The sequence below is a fragment of the Pantoea sp. AS-PWVM4 genome (assembly GCF_000468095.1).
Classification (GTDB): domain Bacteria; phylum Pseudomonadota; class Gammaproteobacteria; order Enterobacterales; family Enterobacteriaceae; genus Pantoea; species Pantoea phytobeneficialis.
In genome coordinates this window covers 195,882-213,482 of the sequence record NZ_ASZC01000005.1, presented here as the reverse complement: position 1 = coordinate 213,482, position 17,601 = coordinate 195,882, and the positions used below count along the sequence as shown (strand labels likewise).

Genomic DNA, 17,601 nt, shown 5'->3' with positions numbered 1-17,601 from the left:
CATGCCGCCAGCGGAGACGTAACAGCGCTTAAGATTAGTCTGAGTGCTTGTCAAGAACCCGCAGAAGCGCCGCTTCGTTGTTGTATCGCTCCGGTCATTTGCCGACAATAGACACGATTTGGCTTAATTGCCGTTTTTACGCAGCTGTTCGGGGAAAAGAGCGGCTATGCTGATGGGTATGCCTGCACGGGTTTTACCCGCGAAACAAAAAAATGCCCCTGCGGAATAGGGGCAGGCATTATTAACAGGAGTAAGCGTGCCACGATTTCATATTTATTGCATGGCCAGCCTGTTGCTGGTCGCACCTGCCCTTCATGCGGCCAAGGTGCGATTGCAGCTGGAAGGCTTATCCGGGGATTTAGAGAAAAACGTCAGGGCGCGCCTCTCCACCATTGGTAGCGACGAGGTTTCCAACGACGGTCGTTTCCGCGCGCGTGTTGCCGTAGCGGTTAAAGAGGGGCTACGCGCCCTGGGTTACTATGAGCCTCAGATTGATTTCGAATCGCGTCCGGCACCGCCGCAGGGGGGACGCCCGGTATTAATCGCGCGCGTCACGGCCGGAGAGCCCGTCAAGATTGGCGGCAGTACCATCGTGGTGGAAGGTGCCGCGAAAAACGACCCCGACTACAAAGCCTGGGTTAAGCAGGGCACCCCGAAGGTGGGTACTCAGCTCAATCATGGTGATTACGACAAATTTAAAAGCGGTTTCTCCAGCCTGGCGCTGCGTAATGGTTATTTCGACGGTGACTTTAAGCAGAGCCAGCTTGGCGTGTCAGTGGAGCGTCGTGAGGCGTTTTGGAACATCGATTATGACAGCGGCCCACGTTATCGCTTTGGTGATGTAACTTTTCAGGGATCGCAGATTAATGAAGCCTATCTGCGCAATCTGGTGCCGTTTAAAGAGGGCGATCCCTACAGCTCGCGCGATTTGGCAGAACTAAACCGCCGTCTCTCCGCCACAGGGTGGTTCAACTCGGTCGTGGTGGCACCCGAATTTGATAAAGGGCGGCAAACCAAAGTGTTGCCGCTCAATGCCGTTGTTTCTCCGCGCACGGAAAACACCATCGAAACCGGTATCGGTTACTCCACCGATGTCGGGCCGCGTCTGAAAGGCACCTGGAAAAAGCCGTGGATTAATGACAGCGGCCATAGCCTGACCACCAGCGCCTATATTTCCGCGCCGGAACAGCAGCTCGATCTCAGCTATAAAGTCCCGCTGCTGAAAAGCCCGCTGGAACAATATTATACCTTCTCCGGTGGGGTAAAACGCACCGACCTGAACGACACCAAAGCTGACACCACCACGCTTGGTGTGTCACGTAACTGGGACAGCAGCAGCGGCTGGCAAAGAGCCGTCAACCTGCGCTGGAGTCTTGACCACTTTACCCAGGGTAGCGTCACCAACACCACCATGCTGCTGTATCCCGGCGTCAGCCTTAGCCGTACCCGTTCGCGTGGTGGCTTGATGCCAAACTGGGGCGATTCCCAGCGCTATTCCGCAGATGTGTCGGATACCACCTGGGGTTCAGATGTCGACTTCCTGATCTTACAGGCGCAAAACGTCTGGATCCGCACGCTGGGTGAGAAGAATCGCTTTGTGCTTCGCGGCAATCTTGGCTGGATTGAAACCAACGATTTTGAAAAAGTCCCGCCCGACTTACGCTTCTTCGCCGGGGGTGACCGCAGCATTCGCGGTTACAAATATCAGGGAATTTCACCGCGCGATGACAACGGTAAGCTGACCGGCGCCTCGAAACTGGCGACCGGCTCCGTCGAATATCAGTACAACGTGACCGGAAAATGGTGGGGAGCGGTGTTCATCGACTCCGGCGAAGCGGTGAACGATATCAAACAAAGCAACTTTAAAACCGGCGCGGGCTTTGGCGTGCGCTGGGCCTCTCCGGTCGGGCCAATCAAACTCGATATCGCTCGTCCGATTGGTGATGATGAGGAGCATGGATTGCAATTTTATATCGGACTGGGGCCTGAACTATGAAGCTGTGGAAAAAGGTCCTGATTGGTTTTGGTATTTTTCTGCTGCTGATTTTCGGCAGCGTGGCGTTTCTGATTGGCACCACACCGGGTTTGCATCTGTTGTTGAAAGGGGCCGATCGCTGGGTGCCGGGATTATCCATCAACAAAGTCGAAGGTGGCTGGCGCGATCTGACGCTCAGTGGCGTGAAGTATGAAATGCCGGGCGTCAGCGTGGATGCCGGACGCTTCCATCTGGCGCTCAACCTGAATTGTCTGCTGCACTCCTCGGTGTGTGTCGATGACATCGGATTGCAGGATGTCAGCGTGGTGGTGGATAGTAAGAAAATGGCACCGGCCAGTGCGCCTGCGCCGGAGCCGGAGAGCGGGACGACCAATCTCAGCACCCCCTATCCGATCACCCTCAGCAAAGTCGGCCTGCATAACATCAATGTCAAAGTAGATGACACGGCGATTTCGCTGCTGGATTTCACTACCGGCCTGCACTGGCAGGAGCGTGCGCTGACACTGACACCAACCCATATTGAAAGCCTGCTGATTGCGCTGCCTAAAGCAGCCAAAGTCGTCGACGAGCAGGTGGTGCAGCCGAAAGTTCAGCAACCGCAGCCGGAAGAGAAACCGCTGGGCGAGACGCTACAGGCGATGTTTGCTCAACCGCTACTGCCTGCGTTACCGGACTTTGCACTGCCGCTGGATATCACCGTGCAGGAGCTGAGCGGTAAACAACTGCGACTGACCGGCGATACCGATGTCACCATCAACAGCCTGCTGCTGAAAGCCCAGACGAACGATCGCCATCTGCAACTGGAAACCTTTGATGTGGATTCCACCCAGGGGCAGGTCAACGCCAGCGGTGAGGCCACTCTGGCCGATAACTGGCCGGTCAATTTTGCGCTCAACGGTGCGGTGAATCTCGACCCGATTAAAGGGGAGAAGATCAAACTGAACCTGAGCGGCGCGCTGCGTGATGAGTTAAAGCTGGCGCTTAATCTTTCTGGCCCGGTGCAGGCGCAGTTAGATGCTGCCGCCCAGCCTGCGGTGGTGGGGCTGCCGTTGTCGCTGAAATTTACCAGCCCGCAACTGCGTTGGCCGCTGACCGGCCCGGTGCAGTATCAGGCGGATAAGCTGGATTATCAGTTTAAAGGCAAAGCCACCGATTACGTGATGTCATTGCGTACGGCGGTGAAAGGAGAAGGTGTCCCACCTGCTGACATCTCACTCGACGGCAAAGGCAATGTGCAGCAGTTCAACCTCGACAAGCTGCGGGTGGCGGCGTTGCAGGGCAATATCGACCTGACCGCGCTGGTGGACTGGAGCAAAGCGATCAGCTGGCACAGTGAACTGACGCTATCCGGCATCAACACCGCCAAACAATACCCGGAGTGGCCAGCGAAGCTGGATGGCAAAATCACCACACGCGGTAGCCTGTACGGCGGTAGTTGGCAGCTGAGCGTGCCGCAGCTACAGCTGAAAGGGAATGTGAAAAATAATGCGGTCAGCGCCGATGGTTCTCTCACCGGCAACAGCTACAACCAGTGGAAAATCCCCGGAATCAATCTGGTGCTGGGGCGTAACCATGTTGATGTCAAAGGCGAGCTGGGTGATGCACTGAATCTGGACGCCGTCATTGATGCGCCGCACCTCGACAATGCGCTGCCAGGGTTGGGCGGTGTGGTGAAAGGCAACATCAAGGCACGCGGAACGCTTAAGGCACCGCAGGTGCTGGCTGACCTTACTGCTACCGGCTTGCGCTGGCAGGCGTTGAGCATTGCGCGTGTTGCGTTGCAGGGAGACGTGAAATCCAGCGACCAGGTGGCGGGTAAACTGCAACTGCGCGTTGAGCAACTGAAGCAGGATACGCTGGCGATCAATCTGCTGACGCTCAATGCTGACGGCAACGAAAAGCAGCATCAGTTGAAACTGAACGTGCAGGGTGAGCCGGTTTCCGGTCAGCTGGCGCTCAACGGCAGCTTTGACCGCAAAACGCAGCACTGGCAGGGGACGTTGAACAATACCCGCTTCGACACCCCGGTAGGCGAGTGGCGTCTGACGCGGGCGATGGCGATTGATTATCTCAACAGCAAACAAACCGCGACTATCGGGCCACACTGCTGGCAAAACCCGAATGCGCAGGTGTGCGTGCCGGAGCCGATTGAAGCGGGTGCCAGTGGTCACGCCCATGTGGTGCTGAGTCGTTTTGATTTAGCGATGATCAAACCTTTCCTGACCGATGAAACTAAGCTGACCGGCGTATTCAGCGGCGATGCACGCGTGAACTGGACGGCCGACGGCGCACTGCCGACCGGCACCGTTGCACTGAAGGGCAATGGCGTGAAAGTCGAACAGGATGTGCAGGGTAATACCCTGCCGATTGCTTTCGACACCCTGAACCTCAATGCCGCCATGCACAACGGTCGTGCCCAGCTCGACTGGCTAATTCGCATTGTGAATAACGGGCAGTTAAGTGGCGATGTGCAAATCGCTGACCCCGAGAAACGTCGTCAGCTATCGGGTAACGTCAACATCAGCAATATTTCGCTGGCGATGTTCAACCCGGCATTGATGCAGGGCGAGAAGATCAAGGGCAATCTCAACAGCGCCCTTCGGCTCGGCGGCAATCTGCAACAGCCGCAGGTGTTCGGCCAGTTGGCGTTGAGTGGCGTGGACGTTGAAGCCAGTTTTATGCCGGTTGACCTCACCGCGGCTAACCTCAACATGGTATTTAACGGGATGAGTTCGACCCTCAATGGCTTGATCCAGACCGCCCAGGGCAATATCAATCTTAACGGCAATGCTGACTGGAGCCAGCTCGATAACTGGCGTGCGCGCATTGCCGCGCAGGGCAGCCGGGTACGCGTCACCGTACCGCCAATGGTGCGTATGGATGTGTCGCCAGACCTGGTGTTTGAAGCGACGCCAGCGGCTTTCAATCTTGATGGCCGGGTGGATATTCCCTGGGCGCGCATCACCGTGCAGGAAGTGCCGGAAAGTGCAACTGGCGTGTCCTCGGACGAAGTGATGCTGGACCAGAATCTGAAACCGATTCAGCCGAAAACCACCGCCATCCCGATCAACAGCAATCTGGTTATCCACGTCGGAAACGATGTGCGTTTGTCAGCCTTCGGCCTGAAAGCGAAGCTGAATGGCGACCTGAAGCTGGTGCAGGATAAAACCGGTCTTGGTCTGAACGGGCAGATTAATATCCCGGACGGTCGTTTCCGTGCTTACGGTCAGGATCTGATTGTACGCAAAGGCGAGTTGCAATTCGCCGGACCGCCTGATCAGCCTTATCTGAACCTCGAAGCCATCCGCAACCCGGAATCGACTGAGGATGATGTCACCGCCGGGATTCGCGTGACCGGGTTAGCCGATGAACCTAAAGTTGAAATCTTCTCCGACCCGGCGATGTCGCAGCAGGAGGCGCTTTCTTATCTGTTGCGTGGTCAGGGACTCGATGCCAACGGCGACAGCAATGCACTAACTTCTGCGTTAATTGGCCTGGGGGTTGCACAAAGTGGGCAGGTTATGGGTAAAATCGGGGAGACATTTGGCGTCAGTAACCTTGCGCTTGATACCACCGGTGTTGGCGACAGCCAGCAGGTGCAGGTAAGTGGTTATGTGTTGCCAGGTCTGCAAGTAAAATACGGTGTTGGCATATTTGATTCACTGGCGACCTTAACCTTGCGTTATCGCCTGATGCCCAAACTCTATTTGGAAGCCGTGTCTGGCGTTGATCAGGCACTGGATTTGCTCTATCAGTTTGAGTTTTAGCAATGCGAATAATTGTCTACGGCAGTTTACGGCGCAAACAAGGAAACAGTCACTGGATGACGAATGCGCAATGGCTTGGTGACCATCAGATTGAAGGGTTTGAACTCTACAATCTGGGTCACTACCCGGGCGTGGTTGAAGGGGAGGGAAGCGTCTATTGCGAAGTCTATCGCATCGACGCCAGCACCCTGGGCGAGCTGGATGCTTTGCGCACCAGGAATGGCGAATATAAACGCCAATTGATCCAGACGCCTTATGGCAGCGCCTGGCTTTACGTTTATCAGCGCTCAATCAAAGGACTTACTCGTATCCCGAGCGGTGACTGGTTGCAGCGCGAGGATCTGCCAAAGGATGAGTAACCTGAAGGGTTAACAGTTATTAAAAAGGGTCATGTCGTACATGGCCCTTTTTTACAGTTCAGACCGGGCAGATAGACAAGCGATTGGTCTGGTGTGGTGAGTCATCCCGTTCACAGGGTTGGGACAATAATATAAACGAGAAGGGAAATGAAAAAGTATTATAATAGTTATCTTGTTGCTGCTTTTCTTTATTGTCTGCCATTGCTTATCGCTAATATTTATTATATTGATGATAACGGGAGAGCGACGCTCGGGTATACTAATTGGGGAGGAGATGGCAGGCCACTGGCTGACATCATTATGAAAATGATGTTTCTGAGTAGCCATGTGGCGGATATATTCCCACTTCCATTAATCATTTCAATTGCGCTGCTGGCCTTCGTTTTCTCTCTTTATCATAAACAAAACTTCAGTTCTTTGCCGGGCTGGATTGGTGCATTAGCGACCCTGAGCTTTTTTGCAAACCCTTATCTTGCGGAAGTTTTCTCCTACCGTTTTGATGTATTGACACTAAGTTGTGCCCTGGCGCTAAGTTTAGCGTGGGTGCTTTTGCCGCCTTTACACAGAATCGTTCGTTTTGTTATTGGCATTGCCAGCATTATCGCAATTTATAGCCTTTATCAGATTGCCGTCAATGTTGCGGTGATGATGGCCCTGGTGGTGACGTTCAGGCAAATAATAAATAATGATCGTCCTGCGGTTATCTTTATGTCTTTGCTGCAACGTGGTGTGGAAGTGCTGGTGGCATCGATAATTTATTTGAAGATTGTTCTGCCATCGACATTTTCAGGCGATCACCCGGCTAATCACCCGAATATCGCAGGTAATCAGTTATGGCTGACCATCAATCATAACGTACAGGCTTACTGGGATTTCATTAATCAGACCTTCTATAAAGACGGTAAAGGAATGGCGGTGCTGGTCGCCATTCTTATTCTGGCTGTTATCTCCGCCGCAGTTATTGCGCTGCGTTATATCAGAGCCGGGATGAAGCATTCACGCATAGCAATCGGTTTATTAGCACTGTTATTACCCCTGGTTGCGTTTGTGATGATTGCCGGTAACTTGTTGTTTTTGGAAAATGCGCTGCTCGTCCCGCGCGCTTTGCTTTCAATCAGTGGATTTATGTTGTTTAGCGCCACGTTGATGGCATGGGCATTCCGAGGGAAAATGTGTTTTGTTTTCGCTGTTATGGCCGTGCCATTGCTTTACGCCGTGACCAGTATTTATGTTTACGGTAACGCGATCAAACAGCAGGATAATATTAATCAGGGTGTCGTTTATCAGTTGAAAAATGATACCACGACGCTCGCTGATCAAAACTTTTATATGCAGTTTGTTGGGACATCACCTCGTGCCCAGGTGTATAAAAATTCATTGAGAAACTATCCGGTTTTGGGTGTGCTGATTCCAGAGTATTTTGCCAACTGGTGGTTCCCTTTCCCGTATATGGCGCTGAAAGGCTATCAGGTGCTTAACCCGTTGAAAGACGACCTTACCGTGACGAATGAGAATCTGCACGAGGGATTGTGTCAGGGAGAACGCATTGCCCACCATCAGGATTATGATCTGTATAAGTATCAAAATCGCCTGACGGTCGACTTTACGTTGCAGGGTTGCCAGCGTTAGGCAGGACAGACGAAAAAAAACAGGCCCGAAAATCGGGCCTGTTTACAGGATGTCTTCCGCTCGCTTTACAGATTATTTCTTCTGTGCGCGCTCGAAAGAGGAAATGATCTCAGCTTTGGCGGCTTCTGCGTTGTCCCAGCCGTCAACTTTCACCCATTTGCCTTTTTCCAGATCTTTGTAGTGCTCGAAGAAGTGGGTGATCTGCGCACGCAGCAGTTCCGGCAGGTCGTTCACATCTTTGATGTGATCGTACTCTTTGCTCAGTTTGGTGTGCGGAACCGCAACCAGTTTGGCATCTTCACCGGATTCGTCGGTCATTTTCAACACGCCAACCGGACGGCAACGGATAACGGAGCCCGGCTCCAGCGGATACGGGGTCGGCACCAGTACGTCAACCGGGTCACCATCCAGAGACAGGGTGTTGTTGATGTAACCGTAGTTGCACGGATAGAACATGGCGGTAGACATAAAACGGTCTACAAACAGGGCGCCAGACTCTTTGTCTACTTCATATTTGATCGGATCGGCATTGGCAGGGATCTCGATGATGACATAGATATCTTCTGGCAGATCTTTACCTGCGGGCACCTGGTTCAAACTCATCTGGCTTTCCTTCATTAGTCGTAAGTTGAGTGTCGGCTATTATAGCCAACTGACTCCGAAAGTATGCCCTCTTTTTGGCGTTTCGGAATGGTCCAGCCGGTTACTTCGCTGCGACAAACAGCGAGACAATGCCCGCAGCAATCAATGGTCCGACCGGAACGCCCCGGAAGAACGCCACACCAATCACCGTCCCAATCAATAAGCCGCCAATCACCGAGGGTTGCGCGCTCATAAAGTGCACGCCGCGCCCCCCTAACCATGCCACAAACACCCCGACCAGAATCGCCACAATCGATTGCCAGTTGGCAAAAGATTTAATCAACGAAGACGCTGGCAGCGACCCACTGGCCAGCGGTGCCATGACCGCCACAGTCAAAATAATAATCCCGAGTTGAATTCCCTGTTTTTCGACATAAGGGAAGAACTGCGCCAGCGGGGTAATTTTAATCGCCAACAGAATCAGAATGGAGATGGTGACGGCGTTGTTGTGGACGAAATAACTCAGAACGGCGAGGCAAATCAGAATGATGGTCGAGGCATAAGCAGCCATGATTTCTCCCTGAGAATTGATGGGGCGTTGACAATCGCCAACGCGAAGCGGTTTTTACCGCCCCCATTTATCAACAATCATCGGGATTCGCGCAACTGCCTTTGTTAATAGATTGCAGCATCAGTGCCTGATTGCGTACCAAATCGACCCCTTGTGCACCAAGCGAAAGCATCGCCATAGTGCCCTGATTGGCGGAAAAGTAGCTCTTGCTGGCATCAAGCCAGCTATCACGATAAGCCAGCCAGGCACGCTGGGCGTTTTTTAGTTTGGCTTTAGGTGCACCAGTTAATTTTTTCATCATTTGGTTGTACTGGTTGTTCATCTCCTGATCCCACGCCTTATTAGCCGCGTCATAACATTGAGACATCCCGACAGTACTGGATTCGCTGTTCAGACAACGCTGCAATTTCTGATCGATGGGATTGTCCTGTGCACCCGCATAACCACTCAGCAACAGACAGGCAACCGGGAGCCATTTTTTCATTCTGGAATTCCTCAATCGGGGTTGGGGTAACGTTAGCATTATTGAAGATCAGGTGATCATCAGTAGATTGACCATCAACAATGGTTAAAGTTTAGCGAGGTGACAGCCGATAACTTATCCGTTTTAGGGCTGCTGGATTTCTGCCTTTTTCTACACACACGGGTACTAACATGATCAAAAATTTATCAGTACGGACCGGTCTACTCACACTACTCGCCTTTATGACATTGCTGCTGTTGGCGGTCAGCACCCTGGGGATTTACGCCATCAATGCCGGCAATCAGTCGCTGGATGTGATCAATCGTATTCAGGGCATTGAACTCAATAGCCTGTATCAAAGCAACGCTGATCTGATGCGCGCTCGCGCCAGTGGTGCGCTGGCGGTGCGCAAAATCGAAATTGGCCTGCTGGATGAGGGGGCCGCAGTGACCAAACAGGCCCAGGCTGATGTTGTCACCTCGCAAAAGCATCTGAAGGATTTTGTCGATGCAGGCACCGTGACGGCCCAGGGCAAAATCCTGGCTGATGCGGTGGCAGCCAGCTTTGGCGCTTATCTGCAACAAGGGATTGCGCCGATGATGGATGCGCTGCAAAAGCAGTACACCGATGAATATTACACGGTACTGGAAGGCAATCTCTCCACTCTGGCGGCCAACTACGCCAAAGCGGTGAACGATTTCAGCTTGTACGCCGATCAAGTCTCTGCTGATCGCCTGGCGAAGGCGGCGCGTAATGAAACGCAGATGAAAATCCTGATTGGCATTGCTATGGTGCTGACGGTGGTGTTGATCGTACTGGCGTGGCAGATCCTGCGTCGTCTGTTGCTGACACCGCTGGAAAGTGCGATTGGCCATCTGCAACGGGTAGCTGAAGGGGATCTGTCACAAACCCTGCCCGAAACCACCCACAATGAGCTGGGACGCCTGAATCAGGCGCTGGAGGTGATGCAGTTGGCCCTGCGTGATTCCGTCAGCCAGGTGCGTGAAGCCAGCCTGCAAATTGATGTTGGCAGCCGTGAGCTGGCGGCCGGGACGGTGCACCTTTCCCAGCGTACTGAGGAGTCGGCAGCGTCGCTGGAGCAAACTGCTGCCAGCATGGAGCAGCTCACCGCCACGGTACGACTCAACGCCAGCAATGCCCAGCAGGCGCATCAATTGGCGAATAGCGTTTCTGACACCGCCGATCGTGGCGCGGAAGTGGTGTGCTACGTCATTGAGAAGATGCAGGAGATCACCCACAGCTCCGATCGCATCGCCGATATTCTCAGCGTGATCGATGGCATCGCATTCCAGACCAACATTCTGGCTCTGAACGCGTCAGTGGAAGCGGCCCGCGCCGGTGAACAGGGGCGTGGTTTCGCCGTGGTGGCAAATGAGGTGCGTACCCTGGCGGGACGCAGTGCCACCGCCGCGAAGGAGATTCGTGAGCTGATCAGCGACTCGCAAACCCGTGTCAAAGAGGGCAGCGTCATGGCGACGCAGGCGGGTGAAACGATGGATGAGATCTCCAGTGAGGTGATGCGCGTGACCACGCTGATGAAGGAGATTTCGGTTTCCTCTGAAGAGCAGAGTCGCGGTATTGAGCAGGTCAATCAGGCGGTGACACAAATGGACGAGGTGGCGCAGCAGAATGCGGCGTTGGTGGAGGAAGCCAGTGCGGCAACCCAATCGCTCGAAGCACAATCGCAACAATTGCAGGAGTCGATGGCGCAGTTTCGGATAGCCACGGCATAAATTTGTAGCGGCGCGATTCATCGCGCGCCTTTAAACCTGCGCGATAAATCGCGCCGCTACATGCTATCCATCAGCCCTGGTGATCATCCGGGAACTCGCGCAGGAAGCGCTCGACGTCATCCACCATCGCGTCATTACCGCAGAAGAACGGGCAGCGCTGGTGCAGGGTTTCTGGTTGAATATCGAGAATACGTTGTTTACCGTCGCTGGCTTTACCGCCTGCCTGCTCGGCAAGGAACGCCATCGGGTTGCATTCGTACAGCAAACGCAGCTTACCTTTCGGGTGGCTGGCGGTGCTTGGGTAGAGATAAATTCCGCCTTTCAACAGGTTACGGTGGAAATCTGCCACCAGTGAACCGATGTAGCGTGAGGTATAAGGACGTTTAGTCGCAATATCCTCTTCCTGGCAGAACTTCAGATATTTTTTCACGCCCTGCGGGAAGCGAATGTAGTTTCCTTCGTTGATGGAGTAGGTATAGCCCTTCTCCGGGAAGGTCATACGTTCGTGGCTCAGGCAGAATACCCCAAGTGACGGATCGTAAGTAAAGGCGTGAACGCCAACCCCGGTGGTGTACACCATCATGGTAGACGAACCGTAGACCACGTAACCTGCGGCAACCTGCTTGTGACCCGGCTGCATAAAGTCAGCTTCGGTAACCGGTGTTCCCGGCGGTGAAACACGGTGGTAGATCGAGAAGATTGTGCCAACGGAAACGTTAACGTCGATGTTGGAAGAACCGTCGAGTGGGTCCATCAGCACCACGTATTTACCGTGCTCAACGCCTTCAAAGATGACGAACTCATCTTCTTCTTCAGAGGCGATACCAGCCACAATGCCGCGCGCTTTCAGTGCCGCTTTCAGCTTTTCGTTCGCGAACAGGTCCAGCTTCATCTGCTGTTCACCCTGGACGTTTTCCACGCCACTGGCGCCAAGAATATCCACCAGACCCGCTTTGTTGATGTCGCGGTGGATAATTTTAGCTCCCAGCTTGATGGCTGAAATCAGCGCCGTCAGTTCACCTGTGGCGTGAGGAAAGTCGTGTTGCTTCTCGACGATAAATTCGCCTAACGTTTTCATAACACATTCCCTGAATCTACGATGGAGTGGCAGCCACTGTAACAAACTGCCAACGTATGCGTACGCAGTTTAGCCGATTGAACTTCAAAAACCATAGGCCAAATCCGTTTCTTCCACTTGCACTCGGGGTTAAACTGAGCGCCGGACTTATGAGTAATGGAACAAATTTATGCGTATTCACATCCTTGGGATTTGTGGCACTTTCATGGGCGGCCTGGCAATGCTGGCCCGCTCGCTGGGCCACCAGGTGACCGGCTCTGACGCCAATGTCTATCCGCCAATGAGCACCTTGCTGGAGCAGCAAGGCATTGAATTAACGGAAGGTTATGATGCCAGCCAGCTCGATCCTGCACCCGATATGGTGATCATTGGTAACGCCATGACACGCGGAAATCCCTGTGTGGAAGCAGTGCTGGAACGCAACATTCCCTACCTCTCTGGTCCACAGTGGCTGCACGATTTTGTGCTGCGTGACCGCTGGGTGCTGGCAGTGGCCGGTACTCACGGCAAAACCACGACAGCCGGCATGGCGGCGTGGATTCTGGAGGCTTGTGGCCTTGAACCTGGCTTCATTATTGGCGGTGTGCCGGGAAATTTCGATGTATCAGCAAAATTAGGAAAAAGCCCGTTCTTCGTTATCGAAGCGGATGAGTATGACAGCGCCTTTTTCGACAAACGCTCCAAGTTTGTTCATTACTGCCCGCGCACGCTGATTCTTAACAATCTGGAGTTCGATCATGCGGATATCTTTGACGATCTGCGGGCGATCCAGAAACAGTTCCATCATCTGATCCGTATCGTACCGGGCCAGGGGAAGATCCTGCTGCCGGAACACGATCACAACCTGAAGCAGGTGATGGCGATGGGTTGCTGGAGCGAACAGGAAACGGTGGGCGACAACGGCCACTGGCAGGCGAAAAAACTGACGCCGGATGCCTCACACTGGGAAGTCTGGCTCGATGGTGCCAAAGTGGCGGAAGTGAGCTGGGGCCTGGTGGGCGAACACAACATGCATAACGGTCTGATGGCGATAGCCGCCGCGCGTCATGTCGGTGTGAAACCCGAAGATGCGGGCGAAGCGCTGGGGCGCTTTATCAACGCGCGCCGTCGTCTGGAATTGCGTGGTGAAGTGAATGCCATCAAGGTCTATGACGATTTTGCTCATCACCCCACGGCAATTCTGGCTACCCTGGCTGCGCTGCGTAGCAAAGTCGGCGGCACGGCACGTATTCTGGCGGTGCTGGAGCCGCGCTCCAATACTATGAAGATGGGCGTCAGTAAGAATGAACTGGCTCCGTCACTGGGGCGTGCGGATGAGGTGTTCTTGTTCCAGCCACACCATATTCCGTGGCAGGTGTCGGACGTGGCTGATGCCTGTATCCAGCCTGCGCACTGGAGCGCGGATATCGATACGCTGGTGGAGATGGTGGCGAAGGTGGCACAGCCGGGCGATAACATCCTCGTGATGAGCAACGGCGGGTTTGGTGGGATCCATCAGAAACTGCTGGAGAGGCTGGGTCGTTAATCCGTAACGGCGCGATTTATCGTGTCTTTTTTTGTAGCGGCGCGATTTATCGCGCAGTTCTGTGCCGGTGGCAAGAAAAGACGCGCGATTTATCGCGCCGCTACGGTTCAGCAGTTTGAAGCTTATTGTGCTTCAGCCAGCTCACGCAAATACTGGAAAATCTGACGCGCGGATTTCGGTGGCTTGTTACCGGCTTTCTCTTTCTGCGCATTACGGATCATACTGCGCAGTTGCTGGCGATCCGCCTGCGGATAGAGGTTGATCACCTCGGCCATCACATCATCACCTTGCTCAATCAGACGATCGCGTAAGTTTTCCAGTTTATGGAACAGCGCAACCTGCTGGTTGTGGCGGTTTTTCAGCTTATCCAGTGCCTGGCGGATCGGATCTTCATCGCGCGCGCGCAGCATTTTGCCGATCAGCTGCAACTGGCGGCGGCGACCTTCTTTCTTAATACGCTGCGCCAGTTCAATCGCGGCACGTAAATCTTCGTCGAGTGGAATTTTATCGAGGGAGTTTTTCCCCAGATCAACTAACTCGGCACCCAGGCGCTTCAGCTCCTCGGCATCGCGTTTAATTTCGCTTTTACTGACCCAGATAATCTCTTCGTCTTCTTCTTCCTGATTATCCGGCACATCATCGAGCCAGTCTTCGGGCTGCTTGGTCATCTCTTGGCTCCCTAAAAAAAGAGGCTAATCCTACCAGTTTATCGGGTGACTGCGAAATTGTTCTCTGAGTCTGATAGACTCAAAACATTCATACATAAGATTAGACGGCAGGTCGATGAACGTATCTACTCAGGTTGCAGAACAACGTAAAGTGTTGGAACAGGCTGTCGCACAGGCGCTGGAACTGGCGAAAGCCAGCACCGATGGCGCAGAAGTGGCGGTGACCAAAACCACCGGTATCGGTGTCAGTACCCGCTACGGCGAAGTGGAAAACGTCGAATTTAACAGCGATGGCGCACTCGGCATCACCGTTTATCATCAGAATCGCAAAGGCAGTGCTTCCTCGACCGACCTCAGCCCGGATGCCATCAAACGCACCGTGCAGGCGGCGATCGATATTGCCCGCTACACCTCAAGCGATCCCAATGCTGGCCCGGCGGATCGCGATTTGCTGGCGTTCGAGGCACCGGATCTCGATCTCTACCATCCGTGGGAGATCGATGCCGATCGCGCCATTGAGCTGGCCGCGCAGGCGGAACAGGCTGCGCTACAGGCTGACAAGCGTATCACCAACACCGAAGGCGGCAGCTTCAACAGCCACGTCGGTATCAAAGTTTTTGGCAACAGTCATGGCATGTTGCAAAGCTACTGCTCCAGCCGCCACTCGCTCTCCAGTTGCGTGATTGCCGAGCAGAACGGCGAGATGGAACGTGATTACGCCTACACCATTGGCCGTGATATCAACGATCTGCAAAGCGCGGATTGGGTCGGTGCTGAATGCGCGCGTCGCGTGCTGTCACGCCTGGCGCCACGCAAACTCTCCACCATGCAAGCGCCAGTGATTTTCGCCCCGGAAGTGGCAACCGGATTGTTTGGCCATCTGGTGGGAGCCATCAGCGGCAGCAGCGTCTATCGTAAATCCACCTTCCTGCTGGATGCTTTGGGCACGCAGATCCTGCCGGAATGGCTGACCATCGAAGAGAAACCGCATTTGCTGAAAGGGCTGGCCTCAACGCCGTTCGACAGCGAAGGGGTACGCACTCAGGCGCGTGACATTATCAAAAATGGTGTGCTGCAAAACTGGCTGCTGACCAGCTACTCCGCGCGCAAACTCGGTCTGCAAAGCACAGGCCATGCGGGCGGTATCCACAACTGGCGCATTGCCGGTCAGGGCCACAGCTTCGCAGATTTGCTGAAGCAGATGGGGCGTGGCCTGGTGGTGACCGAGCTGATGGGGCAGGGGGTGAGCGCCATTACCGGTGACTATTCACGCGGTGCTGCCGGTTACTGGGTGGAGAACGGTGAGATCCAGTACCCGGTGAGCGAAATCACCATCGCCGGCAACCTGAAGGATATGTGGCGTAATATGGTCACTGTCGGCAACGATATTGAAACCCGCAGCAACATCCAGTGTGGATCGGTGCTGCTACCGGAGATGAAGATCGCCGGTCAATAATGACATCGCTTCCTGAAGGCAGCCCGCAAGGCTGCCTTTTTTGTCAGTAAAATAAAAAAGGAATAAACGATGCGTAAGCATGTGATTGCAATGTTGTCTCTGTCGTTGTTGTTCTCCAGTGCCAGCTTATATGCGGCTGACCTGGAAAAAGATATGGATACCCTCAAAGATGGCCTGAGCACGGTTAAAAAAACTGATGATGCGCAGGAGATGCAAACCGCACTGGGCAAGATGCGCCAGGCGGCGGAGGATGCCAAAAAATCCACGCCGGAAAAGCTGGAAGGTCAGCCTGCTGATAGCGCCCAGATCAAGGATTTTCATGCCGGACTGGATTCATTGATCGCCCAGATTGATGTGGTCGACCAACTGGCGAAAGCCAACAAACTGGACGAAGCCAAAACCGAAGCGAAGAAACTGGAAGATATTCGCAACGCCAACCATAAGAAATTCCGCTGATAGTCAGGCCAGCTAATTGGCTGGCCTTATTTCCCTGGTCATATCTGACTGCCTGAATGCGTTAAATCCATCATTCTGTGTAAAACGTGATGCGTTTTGCATTATTCGTGCATCCTGCGATCTGGCGCACAGTTGCTCGCATGATTTCCACTTTGAGGTGGAAAAGATGCGTCTCCACAGCCAACAGCGAACAGCGTAATTTCTTCTCAACGCGAATTAACTGTCATTGTCCGCTGTAAACAGGAGTGAGCCAGGTGAGTAGTGAAGCTGTTCCGCTGAAACAAAGCACGCCGGAAGCGATTCAGGCGCTGGCGGATAACGTGATGATGCAGATTGCCGCGCTGTATGCCGCGCACCACATTGAACCCAATGCGGTGCAGCAGCAGATGCTGGCCTCACATGTGCGAGCAATGGCCTCGCGCTCCCTGACCGGTGAAGCGTTACCGGAAGTGGAAGCGGAGCTGTTTGAGGACATCTCGCCCGAGACCATGGCGCTGGCGCAGCAGGTGGTGGATCTGTTTGGCAACCTGCCACGCGAAGAGGCGTGGTTGCTGTCCGTCCACATTGAAGTAGCAAGATCGAATTAAGTCAGCAATCAAAGAGGAATTGAACATGGTAACGGTAGTCATTGGTGATCGTTTGGGTAAAGGGCAAAAAGTCGCGGCTGGCGTAGAGAAAGCCGGTGGGCGTGCCGTGGTGGTGCCGGGTGTAGCGGCAGATATGAAGCTGGGTGACGTCATGAAGGCAGAAAATGCGGATTTCGGCATCTCCTTCTGCGGCAGCGGCGGTGCGGGGGCAATTACCGCGCAGAACAAATATGGCTACAAATCGAAGCACGGTATGCGTTCGATTGATGAAGGCGTCACGGCGATTAACGAAGGTGCCAATGTCCTCGGTTTTGGTTTTATGGATAAAGAAGAGCTGGGTGAACGGCTGGTACAGGCCTGGAACAAAAAATACGGCAGCTAAGTATGAAACAACAATACGTGACTCAGGTAACGGTACAGGGCAAAGGTGACAGCAAAGCCAAAGCCTTTGCCGATGCCCTGAGTAAGGTGCAGCAGCAGGTGCTGCGCACCACACAAAAAATTCTGCTGCGCATCGAACCCCAGGATGTCCGGGTGCTGCGCGCGCAGGAGCGCGTTAAGACAGAGAAGTTTTTGTTCTTTTTCCTCGCGCGTGAGCGACGGAACTACAGCGTGGAGCTGGAGATTACCGTCAGCGTCACCGTGATCGATACCGAACAGGTGGAATTCACGGCGGCACCTTAACAACAGACGAAAAACAAAGGTAAACG

16 protein-coding genes are annotated in these 17,601 nt (G+C 53.8%); 11 read left to right on the top strand and 5 right to left on the bottom strand.

Annotated features, from left to right (window positions below; all coding sequences use genetic code 11):
• The first annotated feature begins 280 nt into the window (after positions 1–280).
• The 4 genes from L579_RS06880 to L579_RS06865 all read left to right on the top strand — a co-directional run bounded on the left by L579_RS06880 (position 281) and on the right by L579_RS06865 (position 7,751).
• Positions 281–1,996, top strand: a complete 1,716-nt coding sequence (locus tag L579_RS06880; protein ID WP_200864656.1) for an autotransporter assembly complex protein TamA — start codon at positions 281–283, stop codon at positions 1,994–1,996.
• Complete coding sequence (locus L579_RS06875; RefSeq protein ID WP_021183551.1) at positions 1,993–5,763, top strand: autotransporter assembly complex protein TamB; 3,771 nt, start codon at positions 1,993–1,995, stop codon at positions 5,761–5,763. The genes L579_RS06880 and L579_RS06875 overlap by 4 nt, the downstream gene beginning before the upstream one ends.
• A 2-nt stretch (positions 5,764–5,765) precedes the next feature.
• Positions 5,766–6,122 (top strand): gamma-glutamylcyclotransferase family protein, encoded by a 357-nt coding sequence (locus L579_RS06870; protein ID WP_036625570.1) that lies wholly within the window; start codon positions 5,766–5,768, stop codon positions 6,120–6,122.
• Between the two features lie 147 nt (positions 6,123–6,269).
• A complete protein-coding gene (locus tag L579_RS06865; protein ID WP_021183549.1) occupies positions 6,270–7,751 on the top strand; it encodes a glucosyltransferase domain-containing protein in 1,482 nt (493 codons plus the stop codon).
• Between the two features lie 72 nt (positions 7,752–7,823).
• Here the strand turns inward: L579_RS06865 and ppa are convergent, their stop codons facing one another.
• The 3 genes from ppa to L579_RS06850 form a co-directional block, all read right to left on the bottom strand.
• Positions 7,824–8,354, bottom strand: a complete 531-nt coding sequence (gene ppa, locus L579_RS06860) for an inorganic diphosphatase (protein ID WP_021183548.1) — start codon at positions 8,352–8,354, stop codon at positions 7,824–7,826.
• Between the two features lie 100 nt (positions 8,355–8,454).
• Positions 8,455–8,904, bottom strand: coding sequence for a DUF441 domain-containing protein (locus tag L579_RS06855; protein WP_021183547.1), 450 nt, complete (start codon positions 8,902–8,904; stop codon positions 8,455–8,457).
• 70 nt (positions 8,905–8,974) lie between these two features.
• Positions 8,975–9,388 carry a lysozyme inhibitor LprI family protein gene (locus L579_RS06850; RefSeq protein WP_021183546.1) on the bottom strand — a complete coding sequence of 138 codons (414 nt, stop codon included), beginning with the start codon at positions 9,386–9,388 and terminating at the stop codon, positions 8,975–8,977.
• 173 nt (positions 9,389–9,561) lie between these two features.
• Between L579_RS06850 and L579_RS06845 the strand changes: the two genes are divergently transcribed.
• The gene (locus L579_RS06845) at positions 9,562–11,121 is read left to right on the top strand and encodes a methyl-accepting chemotaxis protein (RefSeq protein ID WP_036625642.1); all 1,560 of its coding nucleotides are present in this window, start codon (positions 9,562–9,564) and stop codon (positions 11,119–11,121) included.
• A gap of 70 nt (positions 11,122–11,191) precedes the next feature.
• Here the strand turns inward: L579_RS06845 and fbp are convergent, their stop codons facing one another.
• Complete coding sequence (gene fbp, locus L579_RS06840; protein ID WP_021183544.1) at positions 11,192–12,199, bottom strand: class 1 fructose-bisphosphatase; 1,008 nt, start codon at positions 12,197–12,199, stop codon at positions 11,192–11,194.
• Positions 12,200–12,368: 169 nt separating this feature from the next.
• Between fbp and mpl the strand changes: the two genes are divergently transcribed.
• The gene (gene mpl, locus L579_RS06835; protein ID WP_021183543.1) at positions 12,369–13,724 is read left to right on the top strand and encodes a UDP-N-acetylmuramate:L-alanyl-gamma-D-glutamyl-meso-diaminopimelate ligase; all 1,356 of its coding nucleotides are present in this window, start codon (positions 12,369–12,371) and stop codon (positions 13,722–13,724) included.
• A gap of 122 nt (positions 13,725–13,846) precedes the next feature.
• Here the strand turns inward: mpl and yjgA are convergent, their stop codons facing one another.
• Entirely contained in the window at positions 13,847–14,392 is a 546-nt protein-coding gene (gene yjgA / locus L579_RS06830; RefSeq protein WP_021183542.1) for a ribosome biogenesis factor YjgA, read from the bottom strand.
• A gap of 115 nt (positions 14,393–14,507) precedes the next feature.
• On the opposite strand from yjgA, the gene pmbA reads away from it, so the two are divergent.
• From pmbA to L579_RS06805, 5 genes are all read left to right on the top strand, one after another.
• Positions 14,508–15,848, top strand: coding sequence for a metalloprotease PmbA (gene pmbA, locus L579_RS06825; RefSeq protein ID WP_021183541.1), 1,341 nt, complete (start codon positions 14,508–14,510; stop codon positions 15,846–15,848).
• Between the two features lie 69 nt (positions 15,849–15,917).
• Positions 15,918–16,304 (top strand): cytochrome b562, encoded by a 387-nt coding sequence (gene cybC / locus L579_RS06820; RefSeq protein ID WP_021183540.1) that lies wholly within the window; start codon positions 15,918–15,920, stop codon positions 16,302–16,304.
• A 254-nt stretch (positions 16,305–16,558) separates the two neighbouring features.
• Entirely contained in the window at positions 16,559–16,891 is a 333-nt protein-coding gene (locus L579_RS06815; RefSeq protein ID WP_021183539.1) for a hypothetical protein, read from the top strand.
• A gap of 19 nt (positions 16,892–16,910) precedes the next feature.
• Positions 16,911–17,273: an SFCGS family glycine-rich protein gene (locus L579_RS06810; protein WP_152521872.1), complete on the top strand. Its 363-nt coding sequence runs from the start codon at positions 16,911–16,913 to the stop codon at positions 17,271–17,273.
• Positions 17,274–17,275: 2 nt separating this feature from the next.
• Complete coding sequence (locus L579_RS06805; protein WP_013510658.1) at positions 17,276–17,575, top strand: DUF4312 family protein; 300 nt, start codon at positions 17,276–17,278, stop codon at positions 17,573–17,575.
• The last annotated feature ends 26 nt before the right edge of the window (positions 17,576–17,601 follow it).